Origin of the sequence: Corallococcus sp. AB032C (assembly GCF_003668935.1) — a bacterium.
Lineage (GTDB): Bacteria > Myxococcota > Myxococcia > Myxococcales > Myxococcaceae > Corallococcus > Corallococcus exiguus.
Genome location: NZ_RAWP01000095.1, coordinates 24,856 through 40,983, shown reverse-complemented (window position 1 = coordinate 40,983; position 16,128 = coordinate 24,856). Strand labels below are relative to the sequence as shown.

The 16,128-nt window shown below is 69.5% G+C and carries 15 protein-coding genes; 3 read left to right on the top strand and 12 right to left on the bottom strand.

All coding sequences use genetic code 11. The features are described 5' to 3' along the window. Positions 1 to 495 precede the first annotated feature (495 nt). Both gmk and D7X99_RS31925 read right to left on the bottom strand, forming a co-directional pair. Positions 496 to 1,119: a guanylate kinase gene (gene gmk / locus D7X99_RS31930; RefSeq protein ID WP_121781053.1), complete on the bottom strand. Its 624-nt coding sequence runs from the start codon at positions 1,117 to 1,119 to the stop codon at positions 496 to 498. Next, positions 1,116 to 1,994 (bottom strand): YicC/YloC family endoribonuclease, encoded by an 879-nt coding sequence (locus D7X99_RS31925; RefSeq protein WP_120576379.1) that lies wholly within the window; start codon positions 1,992 to 1,994, stop codon positions 1,116 to 1,118. The genes gmk and D7X99_RS31925 overlap by 4 nt, the downstream gene beginning before the upstream one ends. 82 nt (positions 1,995 to 2,076) lie before the next feature. Here D7X99_RS31925 and D7X99_RS31920 point away from each other — a divergent pair, with 82 nt between their 5' ends. After that, on the top strand, positions 2,077 to 3,186 hold the full coding sequence (locus D7X99_RS31920) for a glycosyltransferase family 9 protein (RefSeq protein WP_121781052.1): 1,110 nt from the start codon (positions 2,077 to 2,079) through the stop codon (positions 3,184 to 3,186). Here the strand turns inward: D7X99_RS31920 and D7X99_RS43260 are convergent. Genes D7X99_RS43260 through D7X99_RS31875 form a run of 10 tightly spaced genes read right to left on the bottom strand, consistent with a single transcriptional unit; the run spans position 3,176 to position 14,125 of the window. Beyond that, on the bottom strand, positions 3,176 to 3,352 hold the full coding sequence (locus D7X99_RS43260; protein ID WP_169826075.1) for a Trm112 family protein: 177 nt from the start codon (positions 3,350 to 3,352) through the stop codon (positions 3,176 to 3,178). The two genes, D7X99_RS31920 and D7X99_RS43260, sit on opposite strands and share 11 nt — an antisense overlap. Before the next feature lie 3 nt (positions 3,353 to 3,355). Next, positions 3,356 to 3,844, bottom strand: coding sequence for an adenylyltransferase/cytidyltransferase family protein (locus D7X99_RS31915; RefSeq protein WP_120567680.1), 489 nt, complete (start codon positions 3,842 to 3,844; stop codon positions 3,356 to 3,358). After that, positions 3,841 to 4,854, bottom strand: coding sequence for a bifunctional heptose 7-phosphate kinase/heptose 1-phosphate adenyltransferase (locus D7X99_RS31910; RefSeq protein ID WP_121781051.1), 1,014 nt, complete (start codon positions 4,852 to 4,854; stop codon positions 3,841 to 3,843). The genes D7X99_RS31915 and D7X99_RS31910 overlap by 4 nt, the downstream gene beginning before the upstream one ends. Positions 4,855 to 4,885: 31 nt before the next feature. After that, positions 4,886 to 5,965 (bottom strand): tetraacyldisaccharide 4'-kinase, encoded by a 1,080-nt coding sequence (gene lpxK / locus D7X99_RS31905; RefSeq protein WP_121781050.1) that lies wholly within the window; start codon positions 5,963 to 5,965, stop codon positions 4,886 to 4,888. Next, complete coding sequence (locus D7X99_RS31900; RefSeq protein ID WP_121781049.1) at positions 5,962 to 6,993, bottom strand: glycosyltransferase; 1,032 nt, start codon at positions 6,991 to 6,993, stop codon at positions 5,962 to 5,964. The genes lpxK and D7X99_RS31900 overlap by 4 nt, the downstream gene beginning before the upstream one ends. Beyond that, positions 6,993 to 7,994: a glycosyltransferase family 4 protein gene (locus D7X99_RS31895; protein ID WP_121781048.1), complete on the bottom strand. Its 1,002-nt coding sequence runs from the start codon at positions 7,992 to 7,994 to the stop codon at positions 6,993 to 6,995. Before D7X99_RS31895 ends, D7X99_RS31900 begins: the two co-directional genes overlap by 1 nt. Beyond that, positions 7,991 to 9,259: a 3-deoxy-D-manno-octulosonic acid transferase gene (locus D7X99_RS31890; protein ID WP_121781047.1), complete on the bottom strand. Its 1,269-nt coding sequence runs from the start codon at positions 9,257 to 9,259 to the stop codon at positions 7,991 to 7,993. The genes D7X99_RS31895 and D7X99_RS31890 overlap by 4 nt, the downstream gene beginning before the upstream one ends. Positions 9,260 to 9,279: 20 nt before the next feature. Continuing rightward, positions 9,280 to 10,455: a PHP domain-containing protein gene (locus tag D7X99_RS31885; RefSeq protein ID WP_121781046.1), complete on the bottom strand. Its 1,176-nt coding sequence runs from the start codon at positions 10,453 to 10,455 to the stop codon at positions 9,280 to 9,282. Further along, positions 10,452 to 12,236 carry an ABC transporter ATP-binding protein gene (locus tag D7X99_RS31880; protein WP_121781045.1) on the bottom strand — a complete coding sequence of 595 codons (1,785 nt, stop codon included), beginning with the start codon at positions 12,234 to 12,236 and terminating at the stop codon, positions 10,452 to 10,454. Before D7X99_RS31880 ends, D7X99_RS31885 begins: the two co-directional genes overlap by 4 nt. Before the next feature lie 2 nt (positions 12,237 to 12,238). Continuing rightward, positions 12,239 to 14,125, bottom strand: coding sequence for a DUF4388 domain-containing protein (locus tag D7X99_RS31875; protein WP_121781044.1), 1,887 nt, complete (start codon positions 14,123 to 14,125; stop codon positions 12,239 to 12,241). 63 nt (positions 14,126 to 14,188) lie between these two features. Between D7X99_RS31875 and lpxB the strand changes: the two genes are divergently transcribed. Together lpxB and D7X99_RS31865 are read left to right on the top strand one after the other, a co-directional pair. Continuing rightward, positions 14,189 to 15,349 (top strand): lipid-A-disaccharide synthase, encoded by a 1,161-nt coding sequence (gene lpxB / locus D7X99_RS31870; protein WP_120576368.1) that lies wholly within the window; start codon positions 14,189 to 14,191, stop codon positions 15,347 to 15,349. A 71-nt stretch (positions 15,350 to 15,420) separates the two neighbouring features. After that, on the top strand, positions 15,421 to 16,125 hold the full coding sequence (locus tag D7X99_RS31865) for a polyprenol monophosphomannose synthase (protein ID WP_121781043.1): 705 nt from the start codon (positions 15,421 to 15,423) through the stop codon (positions 16,123 to 16,125). Positions 16,126 to 16,128 lie beyond the last annotated feature (3 nt).

Below are 16,128 nucleotides of genomic sequence, written 5' to 3'. Positions count from 1 at the left end.
CTTCTATCTCTTCGCCGCGTTCGCTGTCAACTCGCTCGTTGACTGCCCTATTTCCTTGTCGGTGCTGCTCTCTCCACGAAGTGCCTTCCGCGCCAGTGCGCGGGCTTCGAGGTGAGGGGCGCGGCTTCTACCACCGCCGCATCCTGTGTCAACTGCTCGACTGTTGCTTCTGCTTCCCGACCCGCTCCGCCTCCCATGAGGCGGCAACCCGCTCCAACACCTGCAACGCCCGCGTTCGGCTGCCCTGCTGCGGCACCATCTAAGAATCGATTCGGAGAATGTCAACTTCCCGTCACCGATGAGGCCGACTGCGCCACTCCCCGTTTCCGCGTCGCTCAGGTGCCACCGGAGTGACTCCTGCGTGTCGCCGCGAGGTGGGCGGCTTATCCATCAGGCGATCGGGCAGCGCAAGATATTTGATGCAGGCTGCCGGCGCGGTGCGACGTGGTGGAGGGGGAACCCGTGGGGCGGTTCCACCCATTCCCCTGGCGGATTTCAGCTCCCGAACTTGAGCTTGGAGAGGTCCACCCTCCCCCGCCGGCACTTCTCCGCGACCACCACCGAGCGCAGCTCCTGATAAGCACGCTCAAAGTCGTCGTTCACCACGATGTAGTCGTAGGACGCGATTCCCCGCTCGATCTCCGAGCGGGCAGCCAGCATCCGGCGACGGATGGTCTCGTCCGCGTCCGTCTGACGGTCTCGCAGCCGCCGCTCCAGCTCCTCCATGGAGGGGGGCAGCACGAAGATTAGGACCGCGTCGGGGTGCTTGCGCTTGATGGCCTGCCCGCCCTGGACGTCGATGTCGAAGATGGCGGTGCCACGGCGCGTGCGGGCTTCGTCCACCACGGACTGAGGGCTGCCGTAGAAGTGGCCGTGGACATCGGCCCACTCCACGAACTCGCCCTTCTCGATCTTCTCCTGGAAGGCTGCGACTCCCACGAAGTGGTAGTCCACGCCCTCCTGCTCCTTGCCCCGGGGGCGCCGGGTGGTGACGCTGGTGGAGAAGATGCCGTCCGGCATCTCCTTCAGCAGCCGGTGCGCGAGGGTGGTCTTCCCAGCTCCGGACGGGGCGGAGAGGACGAGGAGCAGGCCAGGCTGGAATCCAGTGGGTTCGTTCATTCGACGTTCTGCACCTGTTCGCGGATGCGCTCGACCTCGGCCTTCATCGAGACCACGCGCGCGGAGATTTCCGCGTGCTGGCTCTTGGAGCCTGTCGTGTTCACCTCGCGGTGCATCTCCTGCACGAGGAAGTCCATCCGCCGGCCCACCGGCTCGGGGCTCGCCATCAGGAGCCGGAACTGCTCGAGGTGGGTCGCGAGCCGGGTCACCTCTTCCGCGATGTCCGTGCGCTCGGCGAACAGGGCCACTTCCTGCGCCAGACGCTGCGGATCCACCGCGACGCCGCGCGCGAGCTCCGCGACACGCTCGGTGAGCCGCTGCTGGTAGTCACTGACCGCGCGAGGCGCGAGCCGGGCCACGTCCTGGCTCCAGCCCTCGATGAGCTTCATCCGGGCATCCAGGTCCGCGTTTATGGACTCGCCTTCGGTGTTCCTCATCGTCTCCAGGGCCGCGAGCGCCTGTTGGAGCGCGGTCTGCGTGGCCTGGGTGGCGGACTCCACGTCCACGCCCTTCTCTTCCAAGCGGATGACGCCCGGCTGGTTGGCCACCTGTGACCAGGCGATCTCCACCGACTGGCCCATGGCCTCGGCGACTTCGCGGAAGGCGCGCGCGTATTCGCGGGCCAGGGCGACATCCACCGTGGGGACGTTTCCCGAGACGGTGGCGGCCTGCCGGCGCACCAGGATTTCCACCGAGCCTCGCGCGAGGCGGTCCTTCACCTGCTTCACGAGGGCGGGCTCGAGCGCGGACAGCTCGCGCGGCAGCCGGACCTTCACTTCACAGAACTTGTGGTTGAGCGAGCGTGCTTCCACGGAGACCTCTTCGTCCCCCACGCGGGCGCGGCCCGAGCCAAATCCGGTCATGCTCTTGAGCATCGGGCCGGGTGCTAGGGGCTTTCGGTCCCAAGGTCAAGCCAGCGTCTTGTGTCCGTTCCAATTCTGGTAGGGTCCGCCGCCGATGGCGTGGCACAAGCGGCTTGAAACGTGGGCGAAGCTGGCACTGACGCTCCTGGCTTCCCTCCTGTTCTGGCGCCCCGGACGTCGCCGTTCTCCCGGAACGCCCCTCCCCCACCCGCGCAAGGTCCTGCTCGTCCGGCCCGACAACCGCGTGGGCGAGGCCCTTCTCACCACGCCCCTGATGCGGACCCTCAAGACGCATCTCCACCCGCCTCCGGAGGTGCACGTGCTGGTGCACGCCAAGGTGGCTCGCGTCCTCCAGGGACACCCTGACGCGGACGCGGTCCTGGCGTTCGACCGGCGCCTGCTCTGGCTGGGCCCCCTGGCGCCTGGCATCCGCGCACTCCGGCGAGCGGGCTATGACACCGTGGTGGACTGCGCCAACTGGAGTGCTCCGTCCGTGACGAGCGCGCTCATCGCGCGAATGGTGGGCCCCAAGGCGGTCGTCATTGGACCCGGCATCTGGCCGGTGTCGCTGCTGCAGTCGGTGTCCGTGCCGGCCAGGTCCGATACGCGGCACGAGGCCATTCAGCGCACACATCTGCTGACGCCCCTGACGAAGGGCGCTGTCGCCGAGGGGCTTTCGTTCCGGGAGCCGGTGCTGGGCGAGGCGTTCCGCGGCTATCTGGCGACGTTCTCCGGGACGGGTTCGCGGCGCGCGGTCATCAACCCGGGGGGACGATTGGGTGAGCGCCGCATCCCCGCCGAGGCATTCGCGGCGGCGGCCCGGGAGCTGATTTCGCTCGGCTATTCGCCGGTCGTGACCTGGGGACCTGGAGAGGAGGCCCTGGCTCGGAGCGTGATCTCCGGCGCTCCTGGGGCGGAGCTGGCTCCGGCGACGAGCATCGATGAGCTGGGTGCGCTCATGCGGACCGCCGGCCTCACCGTCTGCAACAACACCGGCCCCATGCACCTGTCGGTCGCCGTGGGCGCGCCCACGCTCGCGTTCTTCCTGCGCATCGACATGGAGCGCTGGGGCCATGCGGTGGCGCCCCACCGGATGGTGGACCTGACGCCCATCGTGGATGGGGCTTCTGGCGTGGGGTTGGAGCAGCGCGTGGCCGCGGAGGTCCGGTCGTTCGTCGCGGAGCGGGCCTCGCTCACGGGGTGAGCGGTCGCTCCTGCTCGGGCACCATCTGGGGGACGCCTTCCTCCACGGGCCAGGCTCGCAGGCACCTGCCACAGCGGACTTCGGGCGCGGGGCCCTGGTGCTCTTCGAGCGGGCCCTTGCAGTGGGGACACCCCAGGATGGACCTCAGCACCGGGTCCAGGTCCATGGGCTACTTCGCGCCTTCGCGGCCGAGCCTGCGGGCCAGCTCCGTGGTGCTGTGGTCCTTCGGGTCTCCCGCCACCGCCGTCCTGCCTCCGTAGGCCCGGACCTCGTCACCTTCCGGAATGGAGTCCGGCGTGTAGTCCGTCCCCTTCACGTGCACGTCGGGCTTGAGGGCGCGGATGAGGGTCCGCACGTTCGGCTCGTCGAAGACGACGACGCGGTCCGTGCAGGCCAGTGCCGCGACCAACTCCGCGCGCTCCGCTTCCGGGATGTGCGGACGGCCCGGCCCCTTGTAGGCCCGGGTGGAGGCGTCCGAATTCACCGCCACCACCAGCACGTCCGCCAGGGCCTTCGCCCCTTCCAGGTATCGAACGTGCCCGACGTGCAGCAGGTCGAAGACGCCGTTGGCCAGGGCCACCGTGCGGCCCTGCTCGCGCCAGCGTTCCCGCTCCTCCGCGATGGCGGCGAGGGGCCGAAGCTTGTCCAGGGTGTTCATCTTGGGCTCCGCAGCGCTTCGAGGAGTTCTTCGCGGGAGACCGTCGCCGTGCCGGGCTTCTGCACCACCAACGAGCCCGCGACGTTCGCGAGCCTCGCGGCTTCACCGAACGAGGCTCCAGCCGCGAGTGACAAAGCGAAGCTCGCGATGACCGTGTCGCCCGCTCCCGTCACGTCCACCGCTGACTTCGCTCCGTGCACGGGGATGAGGTCCACGCCGCCCTTCGCGTCGAAGACGGCCATGCCGTGCCGGCCTCGCGTCACCAGCAGGGCCTGGCAGCCCAGATTGCGGACCGCTTCGTGACCGGCCTCCAGCAGGTCCTCCTTCGTGCGCACCGGACGGCCCGTGAGCGCTTCCAGCTCCGGCTCGTTGGGCTTGCACACCGTGAGGCCCGCGAAGGCCATGAGCGCGTAGCGGCTGTCCACGCAGACTGGGAGGCCGTCCGCGGCGAGCTTTCGCAACACGGCCCGGACTTCGTCGCTGACGACGCCCGCTCCGTAGTCCGAGACCACCACCGCGTCCGCGTCCTTCGCGGAGGCTTCGACCTGCCTGGCGATGGCCTTGCGCATCCGGGGCGGGAGCGGGCCTCGCTGGCCCCGGTCGACGCGGAGCATCTGCTGCCTCGTGGTGCTGATGCCTCCCGCGAGGATGCGCGTCTTCGTCTCCGTCTGGATGCTCCGGCTGCTGACCGCATGCAGCCGGATGTCCGCGGCATCGAAGAGCTTGCGCAGTTCGCTGCCCATCGAGTCCACGCCCAGGGCCCCCACCGCCGTCACCTGCCCCGACAGCGCTCGGATGTTGGCCGCCACGTTGGCCCCGCCGCCGAGATTCACCTCCGACGACTCGTACCGGACGATGAGCACCGGGGCCTCGCGGCTCACCCGGTCCGTCTGTCCGTAGAGGTAGTGGTCGGCGACCAGGTCTCCCACCAGCAACACCCGACGGCGCGCGAAGGCGAGTGGCAGGCGCGAGGACGAAGCTGCCGGACGTGAAGACGGGGCCGCTGGCATGGGCGCGCGTTGTCCCACAGCGGTCCAGCCCTCACAAGTCGTGCGTCTCTCCCTGCAGCCCGAGCGCCCGCTTGAGATGCGCTTCGCCCTCCAGGACCTCCACTCCCAGGCGCACCACCCAGGCCTCGAAGCCGGCGGGCAGGCGCACCGCGTCCTTCTCCGTCGTCACCACGAGCGCTCCGTGCTGACGGGCCCGGGCTTCGACCTGGCGAAGCTCGTCCGCCGTGAAGCGATGGTGATCCGGAAAGAGGGCCGCGTCGCGGACCTCTGCTCCGAGTGTAGTCACGGTCTTCAGGAAGCCTCCGGGCCGGGCCAGCCCCGCCAGGGCGAGGACCGGCTTTCCTTCAAGCGCTTTCGTCGCGTGCTCAGTCCCCGAAGGGTCCCACCACGCCGTGGGTCCATAGCGCGTCCGAACCCTGGGAGCGGTCACTCCTTCGAGCCATGGGTTGGGGGCGGCGTCTCCGGAAGCGGCCCTCAGCCAGAGGAGCGTGGCACGGTGCAGGGACGATGGGGGCTCGCGCAGTGGGCCTCTTGGGAGCAGCTGGCCGTTGCCCAGCCCCACGGCTTCGTCCACGACCACCAGGTCTTCGTCACGGTGCAGGCGGCGGTGCTGGAAGCCGTCGTCCAACAGGACCGTGTCGAGGCCGAAGTCGTCCCGGGCCCGGAATGCCGCCGCGACGCGGTCCGCTCCCACGAAGAGCCGGGCCCCTTTGCACCTGCGCGCGAGCAGAAGCGGTTCGTCTCCGGCTTCCGTCACTGCGGGCAGGGGCTCCGCTCCCGTGAAGGTGAGTGGCTCGTGGGATTCGCGTCCGTAGCCTCGGGTCAGGATGCCGACCTTGCGCCCTTCGCGGATCAGCAACTCCGCGAGATGGAGGACCGCCGGGGTCTTGCCCGTGCCTCCAACGTTGAGGTTGCCGATGGAGATGACCCGCAGGCCTTCGACATGTTCGGCTCGCTTCAGTCCCGAGTCGTAGAGAGCGCCACGGAGGCGGACCGCTCCGCTGTAGGTCCAGGACAACAGCGTGAGCGGTGACAGGAGGGCACGACGGGTCCAGGGCTCCGGTGCAGGCGGATAGAAGATCCGCTCCAGGGCCGTGGGTCCGCCCGTCATCGCCGTGGCTCCGCTGCCTTCTGGTAGAGGGCCAGGATGTCCCGGGCGATGTGCTCGTTCGTCGGGTGCCGGGCACCCGCCGTTGTTCCGGACAGCGCGGCGGTGACGACGGCTTCTACCGTGGGCGCTTCCACCCTCGCGTCCGACAGCTCCGGGAGTGCGCCCTCGTTCACCGCGATCACTCGGACGCCGCAGGCTCTGGCCTGGGCCGCGGCCCTCGCGCTCCAGTCGTTTCCCAGACCGAGGATCCAGACTTCATCCAGGGCCTGCAGCCATTTCGCGAAGTCCGCTCCCTGCTGGTAGCCCGCGAACGTCACCTGTTCGGTGAGGCCTCGCTCCGTCACCTGTGTCCGCGTCGCTTCGAGCAGCGCTCCATCGCCTACGAGCACGAGCCGGGCTTCGGGACGTTGCTGGCGGAACGCGGCGAAGGCTTCGACTCCGAGCTCGTGACGGCGGCTCTTCTGGAACGTGGAAATCATCCCCACGAGATGCGCGTCTTCGAGGCCCAGGGTCCTTCGGAGGGCCGTGCGGTCCTGGGAGGGCTCGAACATCGGGTCCACCAACGCGGGCAGGACCTGGACGGGGCGGTGCCGGCCTTCGAGCTTCTCCCTCAGGTGGCTCGCGGGCACCGTGTACGCGCCCGCTTCGGGCAACGATGAACGCAGCGAACGAGGCGCGTGGATGGAGCGGATCCGCACCGCGCCTTTCGGCGTTCCCCAGCGCGCCACGAGATGATCATGCGTGAAGTGGGCGTGGACCACGTCCACCGTCCTGCGGTGGAGGGCTCGCAGGTCGCTCCAGATTTCCCACGGTGGGGACTTCACGGACAACGTCAGGCCTCCCTCGTCCAGGAGGCCCAGTTGCTGGAAGCGGGGCACGGCGGGTTCCTCGGCGGCGATGTCCCGGCGCTTGCGGTCCACCGCCACCGTGACCTCATGGCCCAGGGCCCGCTGCGCCTGGGCCAACAGCGCGACGTTCTCCGCCGGGCCGCTCCAGAAGGGACTCGCGAGCAGGTGCAGGATGCGCATCAGCGCTTCACCAGCGAATGGTAGAGGTCACGGAGCGCCTGGGCTTCGTGCTCGACGCCGCAGCGGCTGCGCGCTTCTTCCGCCGCGTTGCGGCCGACCTGACGGGCCCGCTCCGGTTCGCGGGTCAGTTCGTCCAACAGGTCGCGCAGGCCCTTCACGTCTCCGGGTTCGAAGAAGAAGCCCGTGCGGCCGTGCTCGATGAGCGTGTCCAGGTACGGCAGCTTCGAGGCCACCACGCAGCATCCGGAGGCCATGGCCTCTACGTGCACCAGCGAGTAGCCCTCCGCGTAGGAGGGATGCACCAGGATGCTCAGGCCCTGGTACCAGGGCTCGATGGTGGACTGCTCTCCCGCGAGGACCACCCGGTCCTCGATGCCCTGGCGCAGCCCGTTCACCCATGCCAGGTCCGGCCCCTTCGCGAGCCCCACCAGCACCGCCTGCCAGTCCGGCCGCTGCGGCAATAGGGGCTTCAGCGCTTCGATGAAGTCGCCCTGCCCCTTCTCCTTGCGGATGCGGCCGATGACGCCGATTCCGTAGCGGCCTCCCTGCTGGAGCCGGGCCCAGGCAGCGTCACGGTCTTCCGGTGGGTGGAAACGCTTGAGGTCGATGCCGTGCGAAATCACCGTGGAGGGGAGCGCGATGACGTCGGAGATCTGCTTCGTGAGCGACACGAGCGCGTCCGCGCCCCTGGCGAGCCAGCGGGTGAAGCTCGTGGGGGCTACCGACGTGTGTCTGGTGAAGACGAGTTGGACCCTTCCTCCCAAGGCCTTCAGGAGCATCCCTGCCAGCAACTCGTTGTTCCGGTGCGCGTGCCAGACGATGGGTTCCTGGTGCGAGCGGCGGATCAACTCTCCCCAGGTGATGCGTGGCAGGGCTTCCGTCAGGCCGGAGCCGATGACCCGTGTCTCGTCGCTCTGGGCCAGTGCTGGCACCACGGACTCCACGTGCCGGGTCACTCCCGTGTACCGCTTGTGGAAGTGGGGATGGACGATGAGCGTCATCGAGGAGCCCTCCTTAGCGCGGCCATGGCTTCCGCGTTGCGCTCACTGGCTCCGGAGATGCGGCGCACCGTGGCTTCGGCCTGGGCTCCCAGTTGCTGCCTGCGCTCGGGATGGGCGAGGAGGTCCTCCAGCGCGGCGTGCAGGGCTTCTCCATCCGCCACTTGAATGCCTCCGTTGCCTTGCAGCACCGCGACGCTGTCTCGGAAGTTGTCCATGTGCGGGCCGAACAACACAGGCCTGCCCTGCCCCGCTGGCTCCAGGATGTTCTGGCCGCCTCGCTTCGTGAACGAGCCTCCCACGAACACCACAGTCGCCAATCGGTAGGCTCGGGACAGCTCGCCCATCGAGTCCATCACCACCACCGGCGCTCGCTCCGGGTTGCCCTGTGAGCGCAGGCCCACGGTCAGGTTCCGCTCCCTGGCGAGGGTCTGGATCCGCTCCGCCCGGTTCAGGTAGCGCGGCGCGATGACCAGGCTCAGCGTGGGCCAGCGCTCCCGTAGACGCTGATACACCTGCAACAGGATTTCTTCCTCGCCCTCGTGCGTGCTTCCCGCGAGCCACACCGGATCCGCTGGAGACAGACCGAGGGCGGTTCGCAGGGCTTCATCCTCGGGGGCTGGGCCCGCCGCGAGGGCGTCGAACTTGGTGTTCCCGGTGGTGAGGACCCGCTCGGCCGGTGCGCCCAGGGCCTTTGCTCGTTCGGACTCCTCGTCCTGCCTCATCAGCAGCAGGTCCATGTCCTTCAGCGGGTTTTCGATGAGGCCGAAGAGCGTCTGGTACTTCCCCACGTTCGCGGGGGAGAAGCGCCCGTTGGTCATCACCACGCTCGCTCCGGAATGCTTCGCGGCTCGGATGAGGTTGGGCCAGACCTCCGTGTACTCGAGGACGAGGAGGTCCGGCTGAAGGGCTCGCACCGCCCTTCGCGTCGCTCCCCAAAGGTCGTAGGGCACGTACACGACTCCGTCGATCTGCTTCGCCAGGCGATCCCTTGCCATCGCGTGGCCGCTGTCCGTCATCGTCGAGAGCACGATGCGGCAGCCAGGGAAGCGTTGGCGCAGGGGGCCGAACATGGGCGCCAGGGCCAGCAGGTCTCCCGCGCTGGCTCCGTGCAACCACAGCAGCGGGCCTTCTCCTTTTGGCAGGTCGCCCGGCCCGTAGAAGCCCAGCCGCTGCTTCAGCCCGTGACGCGTCTTCCGGTACACGCAGAGCACCGGGAACAGCAGCGCGAAGAGGACGTAGGTGGCGACGACGTAGAGCAGGCGCATGGGCGACCTCCCGCGCTCTATCAGATGCCCGGCGGTCTCGGCACCACTCGCACCGGGCTGGGGACCAGCCAGGGACGCCACTCGTGGCCGAAGAAACGTCCGGGCGCGTGGGCCCAGACCTCCACCTGGACTGCTCCCGGACCGGTCAGCTCGATGTGCTGCCCGTCGGGTTGCAGGCGACCGTTACCCCACACCCGGACCTCCAGCGTGCCTGGGGTGTGCTCCGGGAGGCGGACCGTCAGCGCCGTGCCCACGGGGGCTTCCCTCGTGTTCGCGTCGAAGCCTTCCAGGGCGAAGCCAGCTGGCGCTCCGAGCGCTCGGAAGACGCAGAGGGCCTGGCCGCTCGCCAGCACCTGCGTGACCTGGGCCGCGGCTTCGCGCGCGTTCTGGGACAGGGGACCTGAAAGCGCGTCCGGCGGGATCTCCATGTCGAGCGCGTTGAAGATGTCCTCGTACGCGGGCACTCCGTGCGCGTCATTGCCACATAGGGCGATGCGCTTGCGCTCTCGCGCCAGCTCCAGGAAGCGCTCTGTCGGGCGTGGCTCTGGGACCGCTAGCAGCATCACGCCGTGCACCGGGTTCACCAGGGAGGCGCCTACCGAGGGCAGGAGCCGGCTCACCGGGCTTCTCAGCGCCTGCCGGAAGAAGGTGTCCGCCGAGTACAGCTCGAAGCCCGGGACCTGGTGCGCCGTCGCTTCGTCCTTCCAGGGGTTCTTCGTCTGGACCGGATGCGCGAGGACCGCCGTGCCTCCAGTGGCTTCCACCGCGGCCACTGCCTGTTCCGGTGGTCCCCAGGGCTTCACGCCTTCGATGGGCCGCTGCATGCCGAACGCGGCCAGGTGGCCCGCGCTGGTGGAAATCTCCACGCCGGGGATGAGCAGTACGCCGTCCACCCAGGTCGCGGCGGGCGGCTTGAAGTCGTTGTGGTCGGTGAGCACCACGAAGTCGAGGCCCGCGGCCTTTGCCTCCCGGGCGACCTTCGCGGGCGTCCCGTTCCCGTCCGAGCGCGTGGTGTGCACGTGGTACGCGCCGCGGATCCACGGCTTCGCGTCCGGTGCAGGCTCGACGACGGGGTAGTCCGCGAAGCCCGCCGCGAAGGCGAAGAAGCCCGCGACTCCCAGGAGCAGGAACAACACACCGAACACGGCGCGAATCGCCAGAGAGAGGGGCCGCCTGGCCGTGCCGGCTTTGCTCACGCCGCTCCCCGCTCCACGGGGCCTGATGTCTGCAGGCGCCACATGGCGGCGTAACGGCCTTCCTTCTGGAGCAGGTCCGCGTGGCTTCCACTCTCCACGATGCGGCCTGCCTCCACCACGTGGATGACGTCCGCGCTCGTCACCGTGGACAGCCGGTGCGCGATGACCAGCGCCGTCCTGCCGGGGAGCACCTTCGCCAGCGCGGCCTGCACCTCGCGCTCGTTCTCTGGATCCAGGCTGCTGGTCGCTTCGTCCAGCACCATCACCGGGGCCTTGGACAGGACCGCCCTCGCGATGCACAGGCGCTGGCGCTGACCTCCGCTCAGGATGACGCCTCGCTCGCCGATGCGCGTGTCGTAGCCCTGCGGCAGCCCCAGGATGAAGGCGTCCGCGTTCGCCACCTTCGCCGCGGCCTCCACTTCCTCTTTCGTCGCCTCGGGCCTCGCGTGCCGCAGGTTCTCCAGCACGGTGCCGTGGAAGAGCAGCGGCTCCTGCGTCACCAGCGCGAACTGACTCCGGACGCTCGCCGCCGTGTACGTGTCCGCGTCCACTCCATCCAGGAGGATGCGCCCCTGTTGGGGACGCTCGAAGCGCAGCAGCAGCGACGTCACCGTGCTCTTGCCTCCTCCACTGCCTCCCACCAGCGCCGCCACCTGCCCCACCTTCAGGTCCAGGGTCAGCCCGTCCAACGCTCGGCGCTCGCCGTAGAAGAAGCGCACGTCCTCCATGCGCAGCGACTCATGCAGCGCTGGCGCCGGCCCCGCGCCGACTGCGTCCTCCACGGGGTGCTTCAGGTCGAGCAGCGCGAAGAGGCGCTCTCCCGCCGCTCCCGCCTGCACCGCGAACTGCGTCACCCGGCCCAGGTCCTTCACCGGCTGGTACACGAGGATGACCGCCGTGAGCAGCGACAGGAGCGCTTCCGGCTCCATCGCTCGCGTCGCCGCCGCGTACCCCAGCGCTCCCGCGAGCGCCGCCGCGGCGAGCACCTCCATCAACCCCGGCACACCTCCTCGCGCCCAGGCCGCGCCCACCACCGCTTCCTCGTGGGCCTTCGCGTAGGACTCGAAGCGCGCCAGCTCCGCCTCCTGGCCGTTGAAGGCCTGGATGGTGCGCAGCCCTCCCAGCCCTTCGTGCAGCTGGCCCGCGAGCTGCCCCAGGTGGGCCTGCCCTTCTCGCGTTCCCTTCAGCACCTTGCGCGTCAGCCTCGATGCGGGCAGCGCCGCCAGCGGAATCACCGCCAGCATCAGCCCTCCGAGCATCGGGCTCATCGCCAGCGCCACTCCCGCGAGCACCAGCACCTGAATGGTGTCTCGCAGGTACGAGCCCACCGTGTACATGGCGGCCAGTTCCACCGCCATCACGTCCGAGGAGAAGCGGCTGAGCAGATCTCCCGTCCGCTCCTTCGACAGCTGCGACGGCGACAGCGCCGTGAGCCGCAGGAACAGGTCGCGCCGCAGGTCCTTCACCACTCGCTGCGCGAACAGGCCCATGAAGTAGAACTGGCCCAGGTACCCCACGCCCTTCACCGCGCCCACGCACAGCACCAGCACCGGGAAACCCCAGAGCGCAGCCTCGCGCGGCAGGTTCGCCAGCCAGGGCACCCGGTGCGCGCTCGCGAAGCCCTCCTCGCCTCCCGACAACAGGAAGCGCAGCGCCGGGCCCAGCAGGTACGCGTACGCGCCCGTCGCGAGCCCCAACACCGCCATGCACGCGAAGGCCAGGACGAGGATTCCCGCGTGCGGTTTCGCGTACCGGAGCAGCCGCCAGAGCGCGTGATGCATGACTACTTCACCACCTTCTGCAACGCCGCCCTCGCGAGCACCGAATACGGGTTCAGCTCCAGCACCTTCATCAACTTCTTGCGCGCGAGCGGCACGTCGTCCAGGTCGATTTCGATGATGGCCGCGATGATCTGCGCCCGCTCCAGGTACGGGTCCAACGTCAGCGCCTGCTTGAGCACCTTGCGCGCAGCGAGCGCCCGCTGCATCAGCGGCCCGGGCGAGCCCCGGTACTTCGCCCAGGCGAGGTACGAGTAGTACTCGGGCTCGCCGCCGTTGAGCGACACCGCCTCCTCGAAGCCCTGGATGGCCGCCTTGTAGTCGCCCCGCTTCATCGCGGACTCGCCCCGGCGCAGCGCCAACTCCGCGTCCACGTTGATGGCGGTCGCCCGGCCCACCACCTCCTGCCGGCTGAAGAAGTACTGGAGATAGGCGCGGCGCTTCTCGTCCACGCTCAGCACCCGGTACGCCGCGGACAGCTTCTCCTGCACCTGCTCCAACAGGTCGCGCAGGTCGGAGATGTCGAACTCCGCGTAGGTGTCCGGATGAAAGCGCATCGCCGTCTCGTGATACGCGCGCTCCACCGCCTCCTTGTCCGCCGCGAGGTCCAGGCCCAGCCCGCCGAAGTAGCTGCGCGTGATGATGCGCACCGCTTCCTCGCGCAGCGCCGCCGCTGTCTCCGCGGGCAGGCTCTTGCGCTTGCGGGGCGCGATGACGTCCGGCACCGCCGCCGCGCTCAACACGTCCGACCCCGTGGCCACCGGCGTCGCGGAGAACGTCACCCCGCCCGTCAGCTTGAGGAACCACAGCAGCGTGTACGCCGCCCGCAGCTCCGCGCGCCCGTGCGCCAGCAGGTCCTTGAGCACGATGCGGCCATTCACCTGCATGGCCAGCTTGATGTCCTCCGTGTCCAGCGCCATCGACTGGAGGTCCCGGCCGAAGTCCGCCGAGCGCACCGGGTACTCGTTCAGGTGCGCCTTGAGCGCGTTCGCCACCACCCGCAGGGGCATCCGCCGGCGCGCGGCCTCCAGCAGCGGCGCAAGTGCAGGCTGATCCACGGCGGCGACTTCGGCTGAGAACTCGTCGCCCGCGTAGAACGCGTAGCGGCCCTCGCGCATGGCCAGGACGCGTCCGAGCCGGTCCCTAGTGAAGTCGCGCAGGAGCGCCAGCAGGTCCTCGCCCACCGCCTCCACGCCCACGTCCGCCAGCGCCGCGCCGATGCGCAGCCCGGAGGCGAGCGACTCCACCACCGGCTGCTCCTGCGCCTCCGTGAGGACCCTCCGCTCGCGCAGGAAGCGTGGCAGCGCGTCCTCCTTCGCGGAGGAGTCGAAGTTCACCGGCCCGCCTCGCAGAAAGAACACCCGGCGCGACAGCCCCTTGAGGGCCACCACCAGGACTCCGTCACGGCGCAACCGGTAGAGCGAGTGCAGAAGCGCCGGCAACGGGAAGGACTTCAGGTCCCCCGCCGCCACCGCGGGCCTCGACAGCGTGGCGGACAGGCCCGTGAGCGTGATGGCCTGCGCGGCCTTCACCAGCGCCTCCAGGCGGGGCACCAGTTCGCCCGGCTTGAGCGGATCCGGGATGTACGCGTTGACCTTCAGGTCCAGCACCGAGCTCACGCCCTTCGCGCGGCCCAGGTGCCCCTTGTCGATGGCCACGATGGGCACGCGCCCGCCCTGGCTGTGCCCTCGGATGAGGTGCACGACGTGCTGTCCCTCCACGCGCGGCAGGTCCACGCCCAGCACCACCACGTCCGGGTTGTCCGCCGAGAAGTGCTCCAACGCCATCACGGCGTCATTCACCGCCCGAACGGTGTACCCGGCCTGCGAGAGCAGGCCCGTCAGGTGCTCCAGGGTCGGGGGGTGGCTCTCAGCGAGCAGAAGCGTCTTCAAGGGGGCCGCAGTCTACAACCTCCCTCCCTCCGCGCATCAGCTACGATGAGGGTCTTGCCTCCCATGACGCAGCCATCCTCCCCCCGCATCCTCGTCGTGGCCGGCGAGGCCTCCGGTGACACCCACGCCTCGGAGCTCGTCGCCGCACTCCAGGCCCTGCGCCCCGACCTCACATTCTTCGGCATGGGAGGCGCCCGGCTGGCCGCCCGGGGAGTCGAGCTCATCCACGACGCCCGCGAAGTGTCCGTCATGGGCATCACCGAGGTGCTCCCCCGCATCCCCCGCATCCTGCGGATCATGAAGGACCTGGCCCAGGCCGCCGAGGAGCGCCGTCCCGTCTGCGCCATCCTGGTGGACATCCCGGACTTCAACCTGCGCCTGGCCAAGAAGCTCAAGGCCCTGGGCATCCCGGTGGCCTACTACGTGTCCCCGATGATCTGGGCCTGGCGCCGGGGCCGCGTGCGCACCATCCAGCGGCTGGTGGACCGGATGCTCTGCATCCTGCCCTTCGAGGAGGACTTCTACCGGGAGGCCGGGGTGCCCGCACGCTACGTGGGAAGTCCCGTGCTGGAGCAGATGCCCAAGGCCGCCAGCGCCCTCGAGTTCCGGCAGCGCCTGGGCCTGTCCCAGGACGCGCCCACGCTCGCGCTGCTGCCCGGCAGCCGGATGAGTGAGATTCGCCGCATCCTGCCCACCCTCGTCCGGGCCGCGAAGCAGCTGGCCTCCGAGCGGCCGGGGCTCCAGGTGGTGGTGCCGGTGGCGCCCACCATCGCCAAGGAAGAAATCCTCTCCCGCTTCGAGGGCAGCGGCGTGACTCCTGTGCTGGTGGACGGGCGCGCCCCGGAGGTGGTGGGCGCGAGCGACGCCGCGGTGGTGGCCTCCGGCACGGCGGTGCTGGAGGCGGGGCTGATGGAGCGGCCGCTCGTCGTCGTGTACCGCGTGTCGCTGGTGACGTACTGGGTGGGCCGGCTGATGCTGAAGGTGGCCTTCGTGTCGCTCATCAACCTGCTGGCGGGCCGGCGCGTGGTGCCGGAGCTGCTCCAGGGGGAGATGACTCCGGAGAACATCGCCTCCGAGGTGCGGCGCGTGTGGCTGCCGGGTGAGCCCCGCGACGCCATGGTCCAGGGCCTGGCCGAGGTGCGCGGACGCCTGGGCGAGGTGGGGGCCGCCCACCGCGCGGCCCAGACGGTGCTGGAGCTGTTGCCCCCGCGCCATGTCTCCTGACCCGGAGAACCGACCGGGTTGGCGTCGGGAGTGCTGTTCCAGCGCCGGGTTTGGGGTATGTCCGCCGGGTCATGAACCGTGCGCTGGTCTGCATCCCCACCTACAACGAGCGGGACAACATCGGCCCCATCACCCAGGCGGTGCTGGCGGCGGACCCCCGTGTGGACATCCTCGTCGTCGACGACAACTCGCCCGACGGGACGGGACAGCTCGCGGATGAGCTGGCCGCGAAGGACCCGCGCGTGCGCGTGCTCCATCGCGAGAAGAAGGAGGGCCTGGGCCGCGCGTACCTGGCCGCCTTCCGGTGGGCCCTGGCCGAGGGCTACACGTACATCCTGGAGATGGACGCGGACTTCAGCCACGACCCGCGCTACCTCCCCACCTTCCTGGACGCTGCGGAAGGCGGCGCGGACCTGGTGCTGGGCTCGCGCTACGTGGATGGCGGCGGCACGGTGAACTGGGGCGTGGGCCGGAAGATCATCAGCCGCGGCGGTTCGCTCTACGCGCGCAGCATCCTGGGCGTGGACGTGCGCGACCTCACCGGCGGCTTCAAGTGCTTCAACCGCCGCGTGCTGGAGACCATCAACCTGGATGAGGTGCGCAGCACCGGGTACGCGTTCCAGATTGAGCTGACCTACCGCACCCTGCGCAAGGGCCTCACCGTGCGCGAGGTCCCCATCGTGTTCGAGGACCGGCGCGTGGGGCACTCGAAGATGAACAAGAAGATCTTCGTCGAAGCGCTGGGCATGGTCTGGAAGCTGCGCTTCACGGTCTAGAGC